Annotated in this window: 17 protein-coding genes; 11 read left to right on the top strand and 6 right to left on the bottom strand. The window is 49.5% G+C overall.

The annotated features are described in order from the left end of the window. On the top strand, positions 1–788 hold a 788-nt coding region (tilS, locus tag SGI98_09115; protein ID MDZ4743561.1), incomplete at its 5' end, for a tRNA lysidine(34) synthetase TilS. 21 nt (positions 789–809) lie between these two features. Here the strand turns inward: tilS and rpsT are convergent. After that, positions 810–1,064: a 30S ribosomal protein S20 gene (gene rpsT, locus SGI98_09120; GenBank protein MDZ4743562.1), complete on the bottom strand. Its 255-nt coding sequence runs from the start codon at positions 1,062–1,064 to the stop codon at positions 810–812. Between the two features lie 247 nt (positions 1,065–1,311). Between rpsT and SGI98_09125 the strand changes: the two genes are divergently transcribed. From SGI98_09125 to SGI98_09135, 3 genes are read left to right on the top strand one after another with little or no spacing between them, the layout of a single operon-like run. Then, positions 1,312–3,294, top strand: a complete 1,983-nt coding sequence (locus SGI98_09125) for a TolC family protein (protein ID MDZ4743563.1) — start codon at positions 1,312–1,314, stop codon at positions 3,292–3,294. Then, a complete protein-coding gene (locus SGI98_09130) occupies positions 3,291–6,449 on the top strand; it encodes an efflux RND transporter permease subunit (protein ID MDZ4743564.1) in 3,159 nt (1,052 codons plus the stop codon). The genes SGI98_09125 and SGI98_09130 overlap by 4 nt, the downstream gene beginning before the upstream one ends. After that, positions 6,433–6,618 carry a hypothetical protein gene (locus SGI98_09135; GenBank protein ID MDZ4743565.1) on the top strand — a complete coding sequence of 62 codons (186 nt, stop codon included), beginning with the start codon at positions 6,433–6,435 and terminating at the stop codon, positions 6,616–6,618. Before SGI98_09130 ends, SGI98_09135 begins: the two co-directional genes overlap by 17 nt. On the opposite strand, the gene SGI98_09140 is transcribed toward SGI98_09135, so the two are convergent. Continuing rightward, entirely contained in the window at positions 6,592–7,722 is a 1,131-nt protein-coding gene (locus tag SGI98_09140; protein MDZ4743566.1) for a PfkB family carbohydrate kinase, read from the bottom strand. The two genes, SGI98_09135 and SGI98_09140, sit on opposite strands and share 27 nt — an antisense overlap. A gap of 127 nt (positions 7,723–7,849) precedes the next feature. Between SGI98_09140 and SGI98_09145 the strand changes: the two genes are divergently transcribed. Both SGI98_09145 and moaA read left to right on the top strand, forming a co-directional pair. Continuing rightward, positions 7,850–9,319 (top strand): alkaline phosphatase, encoded by a 1,470-nt coding sequence (locus SGI98_09145; GenBank protein ID MDZ4743567.1) that lies wholly within the window; start codon positions 7,850–7,852, stop codon positions 9,317–9,319. An 18-nt stretch (positions 9,320–9,337) separates the two neighbouring features. Continuing rightward, entirely contained in the window at positions 9,338–10,321 is a 984-nt protein-coding gene (gene moaA, locus SGI98_09150; GenBank protein ID MDZ4743568.1) for a GTP 3',8-cyclase MoaA, read from the top strand. A gap of 39 nt (positions 10,322–10,360) precedes the next feature. Here the strand turns inward: moaA and SGI98_09155 are convergent, their stop codons facing one another. The 3 genes from SGI98_09155 to SGI98_09165 form a co-directional block, all read right to left on the bottom strand. Beyond that, positions 10,361–10,588, bottom strand: coding sequence for a hypothetical protein (locus SGI98_09155; GenBank protein ID MDZ4743569.1), 228 nt, complete (start codon positions 10,586–10,588; stop codon positions 10,361–10,363). Continuing rightward, positions 10,563–10,802 carry a hypothetical protein gene (locus SGI98_09160; GenBank protein ID MDZ4743570.1) on the bottom strand — a complete coding sequence of 80 codons (240 nt, stop codon included), beginning with the start codon at positions 10,800–10,802 and terminating at the stop codon, positions 10,563–10,565. Before SGI98_09160 ends, SGI98_09155 begins: the two co-directional genes overlap by 26 nt. A 107-nt stretch (positions 10,803–10,909) precedes the next feature. Beyond that, positions 10,910–11,908, bottom strand: coding sequence for a uroporphyrinogen decarboxylase family protein (locus SGI98_09165; protein MDZ4743571.1), 999 nt, complete (start codon positions 11,906–11,908; stop codon positions 10,910–10,912). A gap of 189 nt (positions 11,909–12,097) precedes the next feature. Here SGI98_09165 and SGI98_09170 point away from each other — a divergent pair, with 189 nt between their 5' ends. After that, the gene (locus tag SGI98_09170; GenBank protein ID MDZ4743572.1) at positions 12,098–12,346 is read left to right on the top strand and encodes a type II toxin-antitoxin system Phd/YefM family antitoxin; all 249 of its coding nucleotides are present in this window, start codon (positions 12,098–12,100) and stop codon (positions 12,344–12,346) included. After that, the gene (locus SGI98_09175; protein MDZ4743573.1) at positions 12,336–12,578 is read left to right on the top strand and encodes a hypothetical protein; all 243 of its coding nucleotides are present in this window, start codon (positions 12,336–12,338) and stop codon (positions 12,576–12,578) included. The genes SGI98_09170 and SGI98_09175 overlap by 11 nt, the downstream gene beginning before the upstream one ends. 198 nt (positions 12,579–12,776) lie before the next feature. Here SGI98_09175 and aroF read toward each other — a convergent pair whose 3' ends face one another. Beyond that, a complete protein-coding gene (gene aroF / locus SGI98_09180) occupies positions 12,777–13,799 on the bottom strand; it encodes a 3-deoxy-7-phosphoheptulonate synthase (GenBank protein ID MDZ4743574.1) in 1,023 nt (340 codons plus the stop codon). Between the two features lie 93 nt (positions 13,800–13,892). Between aroF and SGI98_09185 the strand changes: the two genes are divergently transcribed. The 3 genes from SGI98_09185 (at position 13,893) to SGI98_09195 (ending at position 17,056) form a co-directional block, all read left to right on the top strand. Further along, the gene (locus SGI98_09185) at positions 13,893–14,273 is read left to right on the top strand and encodes a hypothetical protein (protein ID MDZ4743575.1); all 381 of its coding nucleotides are present in this window, start codon (positions 13,893–13,895) and stop codon (positions 14,271–14,273) included. A gap of 178 nt (positions 14,274–14,451) precedes the next feature. Continuing rightward, complete coding sequence (locus SGI98_09190) at positions 14,452–16,545, top strand: TonB-dependent receptor (protein ID MDZ4743576.1); 2,094 nt, start codon at positions 14,452–14,454, stop codon at positions 16,543–16,545. Positions 16,546–16,579: 34 nt separating this feature from the next. Continuing rightward, positions 16,580–17,056: a hypothetical protein gene (locus tag SGI98_09195; GenBank protein MDZ4743577.1), complete on the top strand. Its 477-nt coding sequence runs from the start codon at positions 16,580–16,582 to the stop codon at positions 17,054–17,056. Positions 17,057–17,146: the final 90 nt, after the last annotated feature.

The raw sequence follows: 17,146 nt of genomic DNA on the forward strand, positions 1-17,146 counted from the left end.
ATAATCATCAATTACGTGGGCGGCAAAGTGATGCGGACGAGCGATTTGTACGTCAGCTGGCCAAAAAACTCGGGGTAAAAGCCTCTTTTGGCAAAGGAAATGTCGCGCAATTTGCCCAGAAAAACAAACTCTCCATCGAAACAGCTGCCCGCCAGATGCGTTATGCTTTTTTCGAGAAAATCTCATCAAAATACAAAATCCGGCAGCTTTACCTCGCCCACCATGCCGACGATCAAATCGAGACATTCCTCCAAAGGCTTTTCCGCGGAACCGGTATTGGAGGATTAACAGGCATTAAACCACAAACCCGACGCGGCAAATTGCTCCTGCATAGACCATTACTGAGTCTCACCAAGCAGCAAATCGCCCAATATGCCAAAGATCAGGGATTAAAATGGCGTGAAGACGAGAGCAATTTGCATCTGGATTTCAATAGAAACCGTGTCCGCCATCAATTAATCCCCTTAGCCAAAGATATTTTCGGGCGCGATATTACTCCCGTTGTCCTGCGCTTGATCGAAATCTTGGACGGTGAAGATGAATACATGAGCCCATCTAAACCTCCCCGGATTCTGTCTGTAAAAGACCTCCAAGGGCAGCCTAAGGCCATTCAACGCCGTATGATCCATGTCTGGTTATCCCAGACCCATAAGGTTTTTATGCCTGATTTCGATGAGGTGGAATCAATCCGTAAGCTGCTTAGCCCAGGTGAGACATCCTGCCGGATTAACCTAAAAAAAGGGCTCCACGTGAAAAGAAGTCGTGGAACCCTGAAGTTAGAAAAGTAGAGTTTAAAGTAAGGAAAAAGTCTATTTCAGACGTTTTGCCAGGCGTGACTTCATACGATCCGCTTTATTCTTATGGATTGTTTTGCGTTTAGCAGCCTTATCCAAGGCGGATGCTACTCTAGAAAGGGCTGTGCTCGCTTCATCCTTTTTACCGGCCTGTACGAGTTTCAGAAAATCCTTCTTGGCGCTTTTAATGGTCTCTTTTGACTTGCTGTTGTAAGCGGTTTTACGCTTATCACTTCTAGTGTGCTTGATGGCTGATTTAATATTCGGCATAGTGTTATATAATCCTTACGACTTTTGAAAAGCCTGACATCATATCGGCGTCCCGATCTTTGTCAAGACAGCAAGCCATGCTTTTTCTTAATCGAAAAAAATACCAATGGGGGGCCATAATATTAGCTCCCCTCAAAACCTTGATAATTTTCCGAAAAATGCCTCCCTCCCCTTTGACAAAAGGAAAAGCCCTGTTAGATTCTGACTGACTGGTCAGTCAGAATCTGGTTAAAGCTTGTAAGATTACATGAAAATAGCTCGCACTAAAAAGCAATCGGTTGATAAACGCTCCGAGATTATCGAGAGCGCCCGTCACCTCTTTGCTCTGACGAGTCCAGAGGATTTGGTCCTGGATCACGTCGCTAAACAAGCAGGCGTGGCTAAAGGCACTTTATACCTGTATTTCAAAGACAAGTCCGACCTTATCCGCGGGGTTATCGAAGACACCATGCAAAAAGCCGAAACAGAGATTGATTCTGCGACCGCGAATATTTCAGATCCGGTTGAAAAACTAAAAATCCGGCTGCTTATTTTTCTACGCTTCGCGGATGAAAACCATGAATTTTTCTTCCGCTATTGTAATCCCCATCTCATGGAGGAAGCCAAGACCTCCTCTTGCCCCCCCAGCGGATTGATGAATGCCATCAATAAAATCCAAGAGCTGATCAAACAAGTCTCCGATCAATACTCACTTAATATTCCGAATACCCGATTAGTCGCCCTCTTTTTTATGTCATTAGGACGCTCAGCACTCCTTGAGAAGGCCCTATTCAAAGGAGATTGGTCCCTGGAAAGCCGGTTTGATGATATTTTTAAACTTTTTGCAGGAGGAATCGGATTATCAATCAAGAAGTTAAAAATCATACTCATCAGTTTTGGAATTTGCCTGATTGGTCTAAACCTAAATGCCCAGACTAATTCACAACAAAAGGTTTCTCCCTTGCCATCCGGGAAAAAACTCAATGCAAATAAGCCGACTCCCGTTCCTATTCCCGTTGACTCCTTTGATTTAAAGACTTGTTTTGAGCTATCCCTCCTCCGTAGCGAGACAATCGGCATGAGTGAGGCCGACATCCGTGTAGCCGAGGCACGCTTTTGGCAGGCGGTCGGAGAAGCCCTTCCCAAAATCAAGGTCACTGGAAATCAATACTTTTTCGGAAATAACAATAGTGGAGGGGGGGATGTCATCCCGTTTGGTGGTGCGAATTCCCCAGGCTTCTCCACAGGCTCCTCCAGTGACCAGTCCCGGGATGCAAAAGTCAATGTGAGGATCCCGCTTTTCTCCGGCCTCACCGATTTTTATGGTGGTCGCTCCCGTGATGCTGAACGGAAAGCCAGCAAATTTACGAAGGCCCGCGAGGTTCAAAAGCTTTATCTCGACACTTCCGAAGCTTTTTATCAAGTGATCAGTTATCAAGACGATCTTCGGTTACTCCAAAGCATCCAAAAGTCCCTTGAGGATAGGATAAAAGATCAGGATCGGAGGGTTAAACTCGGGAAATCCCGGGTGAGCGAACTCCTAGCCGCCCAGACAGATCTGGCAGAAACCAAAGTCGCCATTGAAAAAACAAAAGGATTATTAGGAGCGTCTAAAGAGTTACTGAGCTTTTTTATCGGGATCCCGGCAGATAAAATCATCCTGAATGATGCCACCCCGAATCCCATGACCAAGGATATCGAGGATTATTTAAAGTTAGTCGGGGAAAGACCGGATGTTCTCGCCGCCGTCCAAAATGAACGCGCCACAAGGGACGCAATCAGGGCCCAGCAAGGTCAACACTATCCCCAGATCCGTATGGAAGGGGATTATTTTTTCTATTCAGAGCCCGACAGCCAACGCCAATGGACGACTTATATCACTGTCGATGTGCCCATCTTTGAAGGCGGTATCATTGAGGCCAAGGTCAACGAACGTAAGGCCATTTATCATAAAACAAAACTCGATTTCTCTAAGATCAAACGCGAAGCGATCAAAGAGGTGCGTACGGAGTTCAATAACTTTAATTCCTCGATTGCAGAGCTGCTCCGACTCCAGGAAGCTGAAAATACCGCTATCCAAAACTACCAAGCCCAACAAGGCGATTATGACCTGGGTATCGTGACCAATCTCGATGTCCTCCAGTCTTTCCGGCAGCTCGTCGAAACCCAACGCCGGATGGTCGTGGCGAATATCAATACAAAACTCAACCTGATCCGGCTCAATGTCGCTGCGGGGGATGTCTCCAAATGAGTATTGCCGACTTCTCCATCCGCCGTCCTGTCTTTGCTTGGATGGTTATGTCCGCCCTGATCATATTTGGTGCCATTTGCTTCGGGCGCCTCGGGGTCAGCCTGCTCCCTGACGTCGAGCTCCCGAGCATCGTCGTCATTGTCGACTGGCCGGGTGCGGCTCCCGAGGTCATGGAAACTGAAATCGTCGATCGGATGGAGCAAGGCCTCGTCAGCGTCTCGGGCATCGACAATATCAAATCCACCATCCGCCAGGGCAATGCGCAAGTCACCCTCGAGCTCCGCCAGGGCCGCAGCGTGGATGCCGCCCTACTGGAAGTGCAATCAAACCTTAGCCGTATCCGTTTACCGAAAGAGGCCGAACAACCTTTAATCCTGAAAATCAACCCCGCCGACCAAGAAATCATGTGGCTCGGGGTGACCTCAAATAAACGTTCCCTCCGGGACCTAACCATTTATGCCGACCGTTATCTCCGGGATAAATTCCAAATCCTACCCGGTGTCGGGCAAATTGTGCTGAGCGGATTTGCTGAGCGCAATTTACGGATCTGGGTGGATCAAGCCAAGCTCCAGGAGTATGAAATCACCATCCTCGACATTCAAAACACTTTACGAACCCAGAATATCGAGCAGGCAGCCGGCTACTTAGAAAACAGCCTCAATGAAATCAATATCCGCATGATGGGTGAGGGCCTGACCCCGGAAGCTGTCGGGGAAATCATCATTCTCCAGCGGGGCGGACAACCGATTTATAATTCCCAGATCAAAATCAAGGATGTCGCCCGTGTGGAGGACAGCCTTAATGACCTCCGCAGCATTTCCAAAATCGACGGCATCCAAGGGGCGGGTATCGGCATCCGCAAACAACGCGGGTTTAACTCGGTCAAAGTCGCCGATGAAGTCAAAAAAACGGTGGAAGATATCCGCAAGAATATTCCTGACGATATCAAAATCCAGATTAACTACGATGAAACGATTTTCACCCGTGAAGCTGTCGATGAGACAGAATTTACCCTCTTACTTTCAGCCATACTAACCGCCATCGTCTGCTTGATTTTTCTCGGCAGCCCCTCCAGCACTTTTAATGTCGTCATGTCTATCCCTACATCGATCCTAGGGACTTTCATGGTTCTTTATTTCATGGATTTCACTCTAAATCTTTTCACCCTCTTGGCCCTTTCACTCTCCATTGGTATTGTCGTGGATGATGCCATTATGGTCTTGGAGAATATTGTGCGGCATTATGAAATGGGTAAAGACCGGAAAACCGCTGCCGGCGATGGGGCACGTGAGATTACTTCCGCAGCGGTGGCCGCCACACTGGCCGTGGTGGCTGTTTTCCTGCCTATCGCCCTTGTCCAAGGCGTTATAGGTAAGTTCCTCTTCCAGTTTGGCATTACCCTTTGCGCGGCCGTCCTCCTCTCTTTAGTGGAAGCGATCACCCTTACCCCGATGCGCTGCTCCCAGTTCCTTTCTGTCGGGGGGGCGGATCGTTCTTCAAATATTATTTGGCGTAGCCTGACGTGGCCTCTGACTTTTCTTTCGAATGCCTGTAAAAACCAGATTCAATGGCTCGCCGGAAAATATCATACCAGCTTGGCTTTCACCCTCAAATACCGGTATCTGACAGTCTTTGTCATTACCATTTTATGGTTAGTATCCATGATCCCTGTGAAATTCCTGCCAAAAGAATTCAATCCCTCCCAAGATCAAAGCATGATCTTGGTCAAATATGAGACCCCTATCGGTTCCTCTCTTGAACACACCCGGAACATCCTTTCGGAAGCTGAAAAATTAATCATGGCACGCCCTGAAGTCAGGACTTATTTCCTGGCCGTCGGGGGGTTCCAAGGCGAAACGGTGAATTCTGGCATCATGTTCGTCTCCCTGAAATCTAAAAAGGAACGTTCACTTTCCCAACAAAAACTCCAAGAAATCTTCCGGACCGATCTGAATAAAATCAAGGATTTGAAGGCCTTCGTCATTGACCTCTCCAAAGGCGGCCCCAACGGCGGACTCGGTTTCCCCATCACCTTTAGCCTTCAGGGGCCCTCCCTAGCGGTCCTCAAGGAAGAGTCCGCAAAGCTGATGCAAAAGATGAAAGATGAGAAGCTCGCTGTAGATATTGATACCGATTATAAAGAAGGCCAACCGGAATACCGTATTTATGTTGACCGTGACAAGGCTTCACGCCGTGGTGTGACTGTCCAGACCATCTCCGATACGGTCACAGCAGCATTCGGCGGGGTACGTGAAGGGAAATTTACCAATGAAGACCGTCGTTACGATGTCCGTATCCGTGTCCTCCCTGATAACCGGACAAAAAAGGAAGATCTTCTTAATCTCCAAATCCGTAATATTTACGGTGAACTCATCCCTATTGGTGAGATCATCACCATAGAAAAAGTCGATACGGTACAAACCATCGCACGCCGTAACCGCGAACGCTCCATTAGCATTCAGGCTAATCCGGCTCCCGGAGTGGCGGAAAATACCGCCCTGAACCGGATTGAGCAAATCGCCAAAGAACAACTCCCCCCGGGGTATCGCCTACTTCCATCTGATACTGCCAAGACAAATAAGGAATTCGGCGAACAAATCATATTTGCCCTCGGCATGGGGATACTTGTGGCCTACATGGTGCTCGCAGCCCAGTTTAATAGCTACGGCCATCCATTTATCATTCTCTTGGCCATTCCCTTTGCTATCAGCGGGGCCTTTATCGGACTGCTGATTACGGGCCAGACTTTGAACCTCTACAGCTTTATCGGCCTTGTCCTTCTCATGGGGATCGTGAAGAAGAATTCCATTCTCCTTGTGGAATTTACCAATCAAATCCGGGAACATGAAGGCCTCAATGTCCGTGAATCTCTCCTGAAAGCCGGTCCGATCCGCCTCCGTCCCATCTTGATGACATCTATAGCCACCATTGCGGCGGCCATCCCCCCCGCCCTCGCCATCGGACCCGGTGCTGAAAGCCGTATCCCTATGTCGGTGACCATTATTGCTGGCACCCTCTTTTCCACCATCTCCACCCTCTTCCTCGTCCCGAGCAGTTACTCCATCTTTGAAAGCATCAAAGCCTGGACACAGTCTAAAACCCATTTCGGCGAAAAAGAGCGCAACCGTAAGCGTGTGGGTGAAGTGGAGATATAACCTCGGAGTGACTTTCCGAGCGACGCAACTTGCTCTGCTCGTATGCGAGATTTATTTTAACGAGCTGGTATCTTCTAAAAAGAAAAAAGCCCGTTCGCGCAAATTGCGTGAACGGGCTGGAAAATATAAACCAAACCTGAGATTACAAGGTTTGGAGGAATTTAATTAACTCATCGACGGTGGGGCTTTTGGCATTACGAACGTAGAAACCGCTGGTGGCCACACCGAGCTGGAGGGAGCGGGCGAGCTGGAAACCGTTGACGAATCCCAGGCAAAAACCGGCATTAAAGTTATCCCCGGCACCGGTCGTTGTTTTAGGTTTGGCGGTGTATGGCCCATCGACATAAAGAGCATCAGTCTCAGAGGCCGCTGCTGCGTACTGGACCGGATGGATCACACAGACGTGGATCCCGAGTTTTTCGCGGATTTTAATGGCCCGGTCAACGATCAGAGTTTGTTTTTTGCCAACGGCTTTTATCCCGAGGACATCAGCAACTTGCTCGGATTCCGCTTCATTCAAACCTAAAATAACATTAAAATACTGTTGGAACTTCGTAATTTGCGACAGAGCCCCTTTGATATCATCCGTCGTGCGTTTAGCGGGATCGGCTAGGTCAAAGAACATCACCCGTTTCTCACCCTTCATCGCAGGGCCGACTTCCTTCAGTAATTGTTTCCAAATATCGCCCATGTGCGGGAGCATGGTCCAATTCACCATGGCGATGAATTTGGAATCAGAAAAGGCTTTGATCAATTGGTTAGCCGGGATTTTTTTGAGGATATTATTCCAAGATAGATGGTGGAGGGTCCCGTGTTTACCCATCATGAGCTTGCCGTCTTCGAACTCCAAAGCATCGGTCTCACTCGGGTCTCCAATGCTGATGACCTTGGCGCGTTTGGCGAATTCACGAAAAATCGGGTGCAGCTCGACCGTCGCCCCTAAAAGCCCGATATAGGTCACCGGCATACTGAAAGAAACAAGGGCATTAGCCATAATCGGGCCATTGCCACCCAGACGGGTCTGGACAGTCACCATCTCCATATTCGTGCTTTTATCAGCAGCATCGGCGATCCGTTTAGCGAAATCCTTGATCTTCGCGACAGGGGTGTACTCTGTGGCACTCTTCCGTTTATCGACAATATGTATGATATTATCGACAAACCCATCGAACCCGACGATTCCAGGGACCCGGCGGATTTTGGATTTTGAACTGACGAGCGCCTCAGCCGTTTGGCGGATTACCTGCTTGGGATTGACTGTGATAATATTCATAGAAAGACTAAGATTGTGAGCGCGTGCTTATAGCTGAAGACGGATCGATTGAAAAGGTTTTTCCTCATTCTCGTGTTTTAAAGTCGAAACTTGCCCCATTTTGGTGTTTTGAGCTATACTGTCGCCTATGAACCGTCGTCACTTTATCAGAGCCCTCGGGATTACCGGCCTGGGATCTGCCACATTACCCCAGATCGCGCATTCTGCGGCCCTTCCCAGGCCCCTAGCGCCCAAAAGCGGGAGCATTCCTAAAAAGATCATCATGCTCATCGCTGACGGGATGAGCATGAGCACCCTCACCTGTGCCGATATCTATTCCCGGAATACCCGACAAATCCCCTTGGAATGGATCAAACTGCTCCACTCCCCCCTGCCCGAACTCTCCCTGATGAATATGCAGTCATTAAATTCCATCGTCACTGACTCCGCCGCCGCGTCGAGCTCTTGGAGTTCGGGCTGCCGGGTCAATAATGGTACGCTCAATACCCTACCCGACGGCAAATTGCTCAGGCCCCTCCTACCGATCCTGAAAGAAAATGGCTGGAAAATCGGGGTCGCCACCACCACGACAGTGACCCATGCCACTCCTGCTGGATTTTTAATCGCTAATCCCGCCCGCGGCGCGGAAGGACAAATCGCTGAACAATACCTCACCGCCGCGCCCGATGTCGCTCTAGGCGGCGGCCTCATATTCTTCCCGGAAGGTCTCCAGAAGTCATTCATCTCAAAAGGTTATACCCTCTGCAAAACAGCTGATGAACTCCTGAAATCCGGTGCCAAAGATAAATTACTCGGGCTTTTTGACGAAGGCCACATGACCTACTGTATCGACCGTAAGCCTTTGGGGCTGGAGGGCAAATTGCCCAGCCTCGGGCAGATGACGCAAATTGCGCTGCGCAATTTGTCCGCCAGCGGGGATAAGTTTTTCCTCCAGGTCGAAGGCGGGCGTGTCGACCATGCCGCCCACGCCAATGATGCCGGGGCCATTGTCCATGAAATGCTCGATTTCGACGGGGCGGTGAAAGTGGCCTTGGAATTCCAACAGAAAAACCCGGACACCCTCGTGATCATCACTACCGACCACGGAAATGCTAATATGGGGGTCAATGGCATGGGCGGTGCCTATTTAGACTCCGATGATACTTTCACTAAGGTCGCCGGATTTAATGCCAGTATCGGACGGATCATCCAGGAGATGGGGGTCAGCCTCGATAATCCTGATAACCCGCTTAAAGGGTTTAATGCCGCCGAACCCCTCATCCCCGATAAAGTCATTTCAACGACCGAAAAATATACCGGCATCAAAATCTCCGATGACCACGCAAAAGCTTTCTGCGCAATGGTTAAACCCGGCAAAGACACCCCGGCTTACCTCGTCAAACCGCTCAACGCCCAATTCGCTAACCCCGTTAATCTCATCGCGCAAATCCTGTCAAATTACACCGGTGTCGGATGGACCGGCTCCACCCATACCAGCGATTTCGTCCCGCTCACCGCCACCGGCCCCGGCCAAGAGCAATTTGCTGGATTCCTCCAGAATACCGACATCTTCGCTAAATTCATGAAATTTGCTGGAGTAAAATTTTCCAACAGCTAAAAGTGATAAACAATAAAAATGTTAACCAGCCCCCATAACCATACCGTGAGCTACTTACGTATTTCTGTCACGGACCGGTGTAATGAACGTTGCCTCTACTGTATGCCCGATGAGACGCAGGAATGGCTACCACGCGACGGCATCCTCAGCTACGAGGAAGTCCTGCGTGTGGCACGTATTGCGACGGGGCTGGGCATTACAAAATACCGGATCACAGGAGGGGAACCCCTCACGCGCAGGGACATCCTTCATTTTGTCGCCGAGCTGGCAAGGATCCCAGGGGTCAACGATATCGGCATGACCACCAATGGCACACTCCTGAAAGACCAGGCCCTGGCCCTGAAACGGGCTGGGCTAAAAACCATTAATATCAGCTTGGACTCCCTAGACGCGCTTACCTACGCGCAAATAACCGGCCGGGACATGCTCCCCGATGTCCTCCGAGGCATTGATGCCGCTTGCGCTGCGGGATTCGACAATATCAAGCTGAATATGGTGGTGATCCGGAACCGTAACGATCACGAAATCCTCGACATGATCGCATTCGCACGCAGTAAAAAACTGATCCTTAAACTCATTGAACTCATGCCCGTGAGCACCCGGGATGTACTTACCGATGAAAATTTTATCCCCGTCGGGGAAATGATGAAGAGGATCAAGGAGCAATTTGCTCTAGAACCACTGGGCGAACACCTCGGCAATGGCCCGGCTATTTATTACTCGGACGAATCCCGGTCGGTCAAAATCGGATTCATCGGCGCCATGACTAACCTTCATTTCTGTGATAGCTGCAATAAAATGCGCCTGACCGCCGAAGGCAAACTCCGGCCATGCCTCGGGAACCACGAGGAATACGACCTGCGCGAGCTACTCCGCACACCCGGCGTCAGTGATGATTTAATCGCTAAAACATTTATGGATGTCGTCGCTCGTAAACCCCAGGAACACACCTTCCGCGATAACTACCAACCCGGCCGTCGCATGATCGCCATCGGAGGATAAAAAGCCGCTGCGCTAGAGCACCGGAATCATCAACCGGATTTAATCCCTCACAAAACGAACGTTGACTTGTTTTTGTAAACGGTATTCTAGCTGGAGAAACTCTGGTCGGAGAGTTTTCCTGACTTCATCGCTATAAAGAGAAGCCTGCTCAGGATCATCCTGACGCTTTTGATGTTCTTTCATTTCATCATCAAAAATGGGCAGTTCAAAAAAAGAATCATTTTCCTCTGGCAAGACACGATCACAAGCTGTTTGAGATTTTTTCATCAAGGGCAATCTCACCGTATCTGATGAAAATAGCTTTTAAATCAGCATTCTCAAGGCTAATCGAAGATGTCTTCATGATTCCCAAGATATCAATAAAATCAATATCCATAGTACTTCGGGGGTATGCAAAAAAATTCACGGCATTACCCTCGATCAAAAGATAGGACTGGCCGGATTCATTGGCTTTGGCAATGAGATCGGAGTAGGTACTCATGACGACCAGTCTTATAGACGATTTTCCAAATCATGGCGACAAAAATACCGGAGCAGAAGGCTTCTCCTACTCCGGTATTCTGAAAATGAAAAAACTCTTGTATTGAATTACGCTCTGGCTGTGTTGAATTCTTCCACGGTATTAAAGAAAGCCCGCATGTTATTAAACGGGGTACCGGGAGGCACGTCACAACCGGAGGAAATGACAAAATTCGGATACTGTGCGGTGGCATCGAGAAGACCTTTTGTCTTTTCAATCAATTGTTCGCGACTGAGCTGGCAAAAGGACGCTGTCGGGTCGAGATTCCCGCAGAGGACTGTGTCAGCCGGGACCTTGCTCAAGGCATCCACGATATCCATCGGGGCGCCGAAATGATGGACTTTTACGCCGGACTCAAGGGCAAAAGGCAAATGCATAACCTTCGCCGCACAATTGTGAAGAATGATCGAAAAATCCTTATCTTCGAGGGCGGAAGCAATTTGTTTCACATAAGAAGAGGAATATTTCCCGAGCGCGCGCGGGGAGAGGAGTCCGGCGGCGGGTTCAGCCACCACCATCCCGTAAGCACCGGCGTCTTTAAGGGCCCTGCCATATTCAATCAGGAAATCAGTCACTTTCTGGAGGATTATCTCGATTACCTCAGGATCTTCGGCAGTTTGAACGAGGGCTTCACTCACCCCGAAAAGCCTACCGGCCAAGGAAAAGGGCCCGATCATACCAGCCAAGACTTTCCCCCCATCACCGACCTGAGTTAGCTTCTTGACCACGTCAATGGCTACTTGGGTCCGTTTATCCCCGGGTTTAGGAATCTTCAAAGACTCGGCCTGTTCTTTTGTCGAAATCAACCGGCCAATCACGGTAGGAATCTCATCGTCACTCATCCGGACTTCCGCACCGAAAGCTTCCGCTTCCAAGCTCAAGTCCATGGCAGATAGGAGGAACTCCGCGTGACATTCCTTGCGCAGGGCGATTTGCGCGGCGACTTGTTGATCGGCATTTGTGACGATGTCAATGACCCGGGCTCCGGTGAGTTCCATCCCGGGGTAAGTGGCTACAGGAATGGCGATACGATTTTTTGATGCGATGATTTGATCTGAGAGTTTCATAATGATTATTATCCGTTGTCGGTTAAAATCTTCCTTTTGCATTAAAATATCGGGGAGGTCACTCGTTAAGTCGAAAGAATAAATCCCCCGCCCCCCATAAAGCGGACTATTTCCCGTCAGTTTATCTTTTTGCGAGATGCAAAAGGGAGAATTAATTAACTTTCTAAATGTCTCTTTTAAAGTAGTCATATGAAAGCATCCATCGTAGATCTCCGATATAAAACCAAACAAGTCATGCAAGCCATTGACCGGAGGGAGTCTGTTGAAATTTATTACCGAGGCAAGCAAAAAGCCCTGATGATCCCATTAGAAAATAAAGTTTCAAAACAGGTGAAAATAAGCATTAAAAACCATCCCTATTGCTCCATGGACAAAGATATACACCCTATCGATCAGGTTATGGACAGCTTAAGAGGAGGGAGATATCATGATCTTTGACACGGATGTCCTCATCTGTGTTCAGCGGGGAAATGTCAAAGCCATTGACGCTATTAGTAATACCTCCGAGCTATGCATCTCAGTTCAAACATATCTGGAACTCATTCAATATGCCAAAAACAAAAATCAAGTCCGCCATACAAAATCCTTCCTCCACCAAGCCGGCTTCAAAATCCTGCCCCTGACCCCCGAGATTGGTTATCGTGCCATGGTTTATATTGAGGAGTTTTGATTATCTCATCATCTCAGTAGTGGCGATGCCCACATTGCAGCCACTGCGTCCTATTACCACCTGCCCCTGCTGTCGGGTAACCGGAAACATTTTGAACCAATCAAGGATTTGGATTTGAAGGTATTTAAACCCTAGGCCATCCCCCACGGAAAACTCCCCTCATTGACTTCAATTCATCCCCGCAAATATGATATTAAACTATAAACTCCGACCGACCGCATTGATGAGGGGTTTGATTTCCTGCATGAGGGTACCGAAGATATCGGGGGTGACTTGCTGTGCCCCGTCGCTCATGGCTTCCGCGGGATTTGGATGGACCTCGATAAGCAGGCCATCGGCTCCCATAGCCACAGCCCCTTTACAAAGGGCAATGACCAAGTCAGACCGGCCACAGCCTTGGCTCGGATCGATAATCACAGGCAGATGAGTTTCCCGTTTGGCGATCGCCACAGCGGATAAATCGAGGGTATTGCGGGTATAGGTCTCGAATGTCCGTATGCCGCGTTCACAGAGCATGACATGGGGATTGCCCTCATTCAAAATATATTCCGCTGCCAAAAGCCATTCCTCGATCCTCATGGATAACCCGCGTTTGAGCATGATCGGTTTACCTGTTCTTGCGGCGGCGACGAGTAGGGCGAAATTCTGGGCATTCCGTGCGCCGATCTGGAAAATATCGGTGTACTGCGCCACGAGATCGACATCTTTTTCGGCTAAGACCTCAGTAATGATAGACAGCCCGGTTTCTTTCTTGGCCAAGGCCAAAAGCTTTAACCCGTCTTCCTTGAGCCCTTGGAATTCATAGGGAGAAGTGCGCGGTTTATAGGCTCCCCCCCTCAGAATCGTCGCCCCGAGGGCTTTCACCGCTTTGGCTGTCGAAACAATTTGCTCTTCACTCTCGACGGAACAAGGCCCCGCCATCACTTGGAATTTTTTTCCGCCAATCACATTTTTCCCGCCATCCACAGGGATCTGCGTATCAGCCGGATGCCCTTCTCGGCTGACAAGTTTATAACGTTTCTGCACACGCATGACCTGGTCCACTCCCGGAAATACGGTGAGGGCCTCCAGAGTATGTTGTTTCCTTTCATCCCCGATACAGGCGCAAATGGACTGTTCCACCCCTGTAATTAACCGGGGTTCGTATCCCAGTTTACGGACCTCATCGGTCACGGCATCAATGTGGGCTTTCGGAGTATGGGGCTTAAAAACAATAATCATGAATCCAAGTTAACCCCCAATCTCCCCAAGCCTCAATCTTGTTTTTACAAAGCTGCCTTGACAAGGTGGGATCATTTTGAGAGCGTCGCACACGTGTTAAAAAAAGTAGGCATAATCATTTGTAGTCTCTGTTGTTTCGTCCTCATGGGCGGGCACTGGGCCGTTTTGCAAACGGTTGCTTGGGCGAATATGATCCGCACCTACTCAAAAGACACCACGATCCAGCAGGCCATTGAAAAGACTTTCGACGGGGGGCACCCCTGTAAGATGTGTAAACAAATTTCCGCATCCAAAAAGCAGGGAGAAAAACAGGATCAAAATAATACTCAAGCCGCCGGAAAACTGCTCGCGATCCTCTCCCTTTGTATCGGCTTACTGGTTCCACGCCGCCATTTGCTCGGACTTTTCAGCTTATCGCCGCTTATTGACTCAATAAAGTCATCCCCCCCGACTCCTCCCCCGTTAGCGGATTAACCCTCCTTCTTCCATCAAAAGAGTAAAGACACCTGAAAACCGTCTTCTTTTAAATTAATTAACGCATCAAAAAAATGTGCGCTCGATGATACTTTTTGCCGAGGTCCGTATCCCCGGAATATTCCCCCTCATCTTTCACATCCTTATCACACAAAATAAAATCTACTGCCGGAAACCAATGAGAAAATTTATTACACTCCTGACACTATTATCCTGCCTTGGATCTGCCCATGCTCAAGAAACCAAAACACAGAATCTCCCTACTAAACTCGCTACCATTGTCGTCAAAGGATCCACCGGAGATTCATCCACCATCCCAAGCGCGGCAAACGCCCGGGCCCAGATCGAGCAAGTGCCCGGGGGGGTGAATTTCATCGAGGCTGATGACTCCTATCTCCTCGGACGCACGAGCAATTTGCGTGATGCCTTGGATTACCAGCCGGGCATTTATATCCAGCCCCGGTTCGGGGCCCAGGAATCCCGCATCTCCATCCGCGGCAGCGGACTCGGGAGGAATTTCCACGGGCGCGGCATCCTGATGCTCCAAGATGGAGCCCCGTTAAACCTCGCCGACGGTGGATTTGACATGCAGTCGGTGGAACCCCTCGCTGTGGACTACATCCATGTGTACCGTGGCGGCAACGGCATTTTTGTCGGATCGGCTAACCTCGGTGGCGCAATTGATTTCGTCTCACGGACCGGATACAGCGCTGACAAGGTGCAATTACGTTTGGAGGCCGGTAGTTTCGGGTACATCCATGCCCAAGCCAGTTCCGGGATGGTCGTAGGGCCTTACGATTATTATGCGTCGGTAACGGAATACAAACAAGACGGTTTCCGCGCCCAGTCAAAACAGAATAACCAGAATCTCTTCAGTAACTTTGGCGTTAAAATCACTGATAACGTGGAAAACCGGACTTTCCTGAACCTGATCAAGACCGACTCCCAACTCCCCGGACAAATCACCAAGGGCCAAATGACCACCAATCCAGAACAGGCTAATGCGGGAAATATCGCTCTGAACCAGCAACGTGACTATTCACTCATGCGGTTGGCCAACCGGACCACGGTGAGCTGGGACGGGCAGGAACTCAACGGCACCCTATTCTGGACTTATAAAGACCTCTACCACCCGATCGTGCAAGTCATCGACCAAGTAACCAATGACCCCGGAATCGACCTGAATTACCGGAATAAAAGCGATCTCCTGGACAATCCAAATAACTTCATCGTCGGGGCGAGAACCGTTTATGGTTACGGCAATGACGCCCGCTATTTTAATAACCTCGGAAATACCGGTGCACAATTCCTGAGCCGATCGACAGGAGCCCTCAATGTCGATCTCTATTGTGTAAATGAATACACATTCCTCCCCTCCTGGACACTCGTCACTGGGGCCGAGCTAAATTACGCCTCGCGTTCATCCGAACGTATCTTCCCAAATGCAGTGAGCAATGAAAATGAATACCTCGGCTTCAACCCTTATGCGGGTGCCCGTTACGCCGTCAACGACAAGATACTCATTTACGGCAATGTCAGCCGGAGCTTTGAGGCTCCCTCTTTTGGTGAACTCCAGCCTTTTTACCAACCACCCTTTGCTCCTGTAGCAGGATCCGACCTGAATGACCTCAGCCCGCAAACAGCCACCACAATAGAAATCGGCACCCGTGGCGAATGTGGCCCTGCGACTTGGGATGTGACATTTTATCACTCTTTGGTGGATAACGAACTCCTGACCTATAACCTCGGCGGTGGGGCTTCCGCCACGAGGAATGCCGACCAAACCATCCACCAAGGCATCGAACTAGGGCTCAATATCGACCTCTTCCAAGGAACCGACCCCAAGGGCCGGATTTTCGAAGACCGCTTATGGCTGCGCCAAGTATATAACTGGCAAAGTTTCACCTTCGATAACGATCCTCAATTCGGCAATAACCAGATAGCCTCGGCCCCTGAAAATTATTACCGCGCAGAGCTCCTCTACGAGCATCCTTGCGGATTCTACGCCGGACCAAATGTGGAATGGGTCCCCTCTGTGACTTACATCGACAACGCGAATACTTACTGGGCCAACCCCTATGCCCTGCTCGGGTTCAAAATCGGTTATGTTTCCCCGAAAGGATTTAATGTCTTTTTCGAAGCAAAAAACCTCACCGATGAAACCTATGCCTCGGCAGTGTCCATGATCGCCAATGCCGGCGGGAGAGACAGCGCCCAATTCCTCCCGGGCGACGGACGCGGTTTCTACGGTGGTGTGGTATGGAAATGGTAAACTCGCAGCAATATCCTCTGTGAATCAAAACAAATTGCCTAACACCTATCGTTGGTTGGCACTGGTTTGCAGTGTCACCCTCATCCTCAGTGCCGGCAGCGGAGTCCTGCACATCCTGATGACTTTTAGCCAAAAAGCCCCGCCTCCCCCTGGCCCATCCGGGCGCGGTCTTTCACCGGGACAATTTGCGCTGACACCCGCGCAAATTGCCTCGGCCCTGCCGGAAAAAGCAGCAAAGATTTCCGAGATCAACCTCCGCCTGATCGCAGGACAGCCTTGGTATATAGCTTATACTTCCGACTCAAAGATACCTCATTACATTGATGGTCAATCAGGTGTACTCGACGACTCCATGGACGGGGTTTTTGCCGCACAAATCGCGAGAGAGTTTCTCCAGTCGGATAAGGAGGTTAAAACGGATTATCTGACATCATTCAGCGGCGAATACATTAATATCTTCCGGATTCTACCCCTATACCGTTTTGATCACCATGACGGGAGCGAAACCTGATCCTCCGGGAAAGTTGCTATTAGCTAGATTATAGCTACTCCCATTCGCCGAACCGGACTGGGCGATGGTTATCGTGAGTGTGGCGCTTTC

The organism is Verrucomicrobiota bacterium (assembly GCA_034440155.1).
Lineage (GTDB): Bacteria > Verrucomicrobiota > Verrucomicrobiia > JAWXBN01 > JAWXBN01 > JAWXBN01.

Coding starts and splice junctions, on each gene's coding strand:
- rpsT (MDZ4743562.1), bottom strand. CDS start 1,064: ATGCCGAATATTAAATCAGCCATCAAGCACACTAGAAGTGATAAGCGT.
- SGI98_09125 (MDZ4743563.1), top strand. CDS start 1,312: ATGAAAATAGCTCGCACTAAAAAGCAATCGGTTGATAAACGCTCCGAG.
- SGI98_09130 (MDZ4743564.1), top strand. CDS start 3,291: ATGAGTATTGCCGACTTCTCCATCCGCCGTCCTGTCTTTGCTTGGATG.
- SGI98_09140 (MDZ4743566.1), bottom strand. CDS start 7,722: ATGAATATTATCACAGTCAATCCCAAGCAGGTAATCCGCCAAACGGCT.
- SGI98_09145 (MDZ4743567.1), top strand. CDS start 7,850: ATGAACCGTCGTCACTTTATCAGAGCCCTCGGGATTACCGGCCTGGGA.
- moaA (MDZ4743568.1), top strand. CDS start 9,338: ATGTTAACCAGCCCCCATAACCATACCGTGAGCTACTTACGTATTTCT.
- SGI98_09155 (MDZ4743569.1), bottom strand. CDS start 10,588: ATGAAAAAATCTCAAACAGCTTGTGATCGTGTCTTGCCAGAGGAAAAT.
- SGI98_09160 (MDZ4743570.1), bottom strand. CDS start 10,802: ATGAGTACCTACTCCGATCTCATTGCCAAAGCCAATGAATCCGGCCAG.
- SGI98_09165 (MDZ4743571.1), bottom strand. CDS start 11,908: ATGAAACTCTCAGATCAAATCATCGCATCAAAAAATCGTATCGCCATT.
- SGI98_09170 (MDZ4743572.1), top strand. CDS start 12,098: ATGAAAGCATCCATCGTAGATCTCCGATATAAAACCAAACAAGTCATG.
- SGI98_09175 (MDZ4743573.1), top strand. CDS start 12,336: ATGATCTTTGACACGGATGTCCTCATCTGTGTTCAGCGGGGAAATGTC.
- aroF (MDZ4743574.1), bottom strand. CDS start 13,799: ATGATTATTGTTTTTAAGCCCCATACTCCGAAAGCCCACATTGATGCC.
- SGI98_09190 (MDZ4743576.1), top strand. CDS start 14,452: ATGAGAAAATTTATTACACTCCTGACACTATTATCCTGCCTTGGATCT.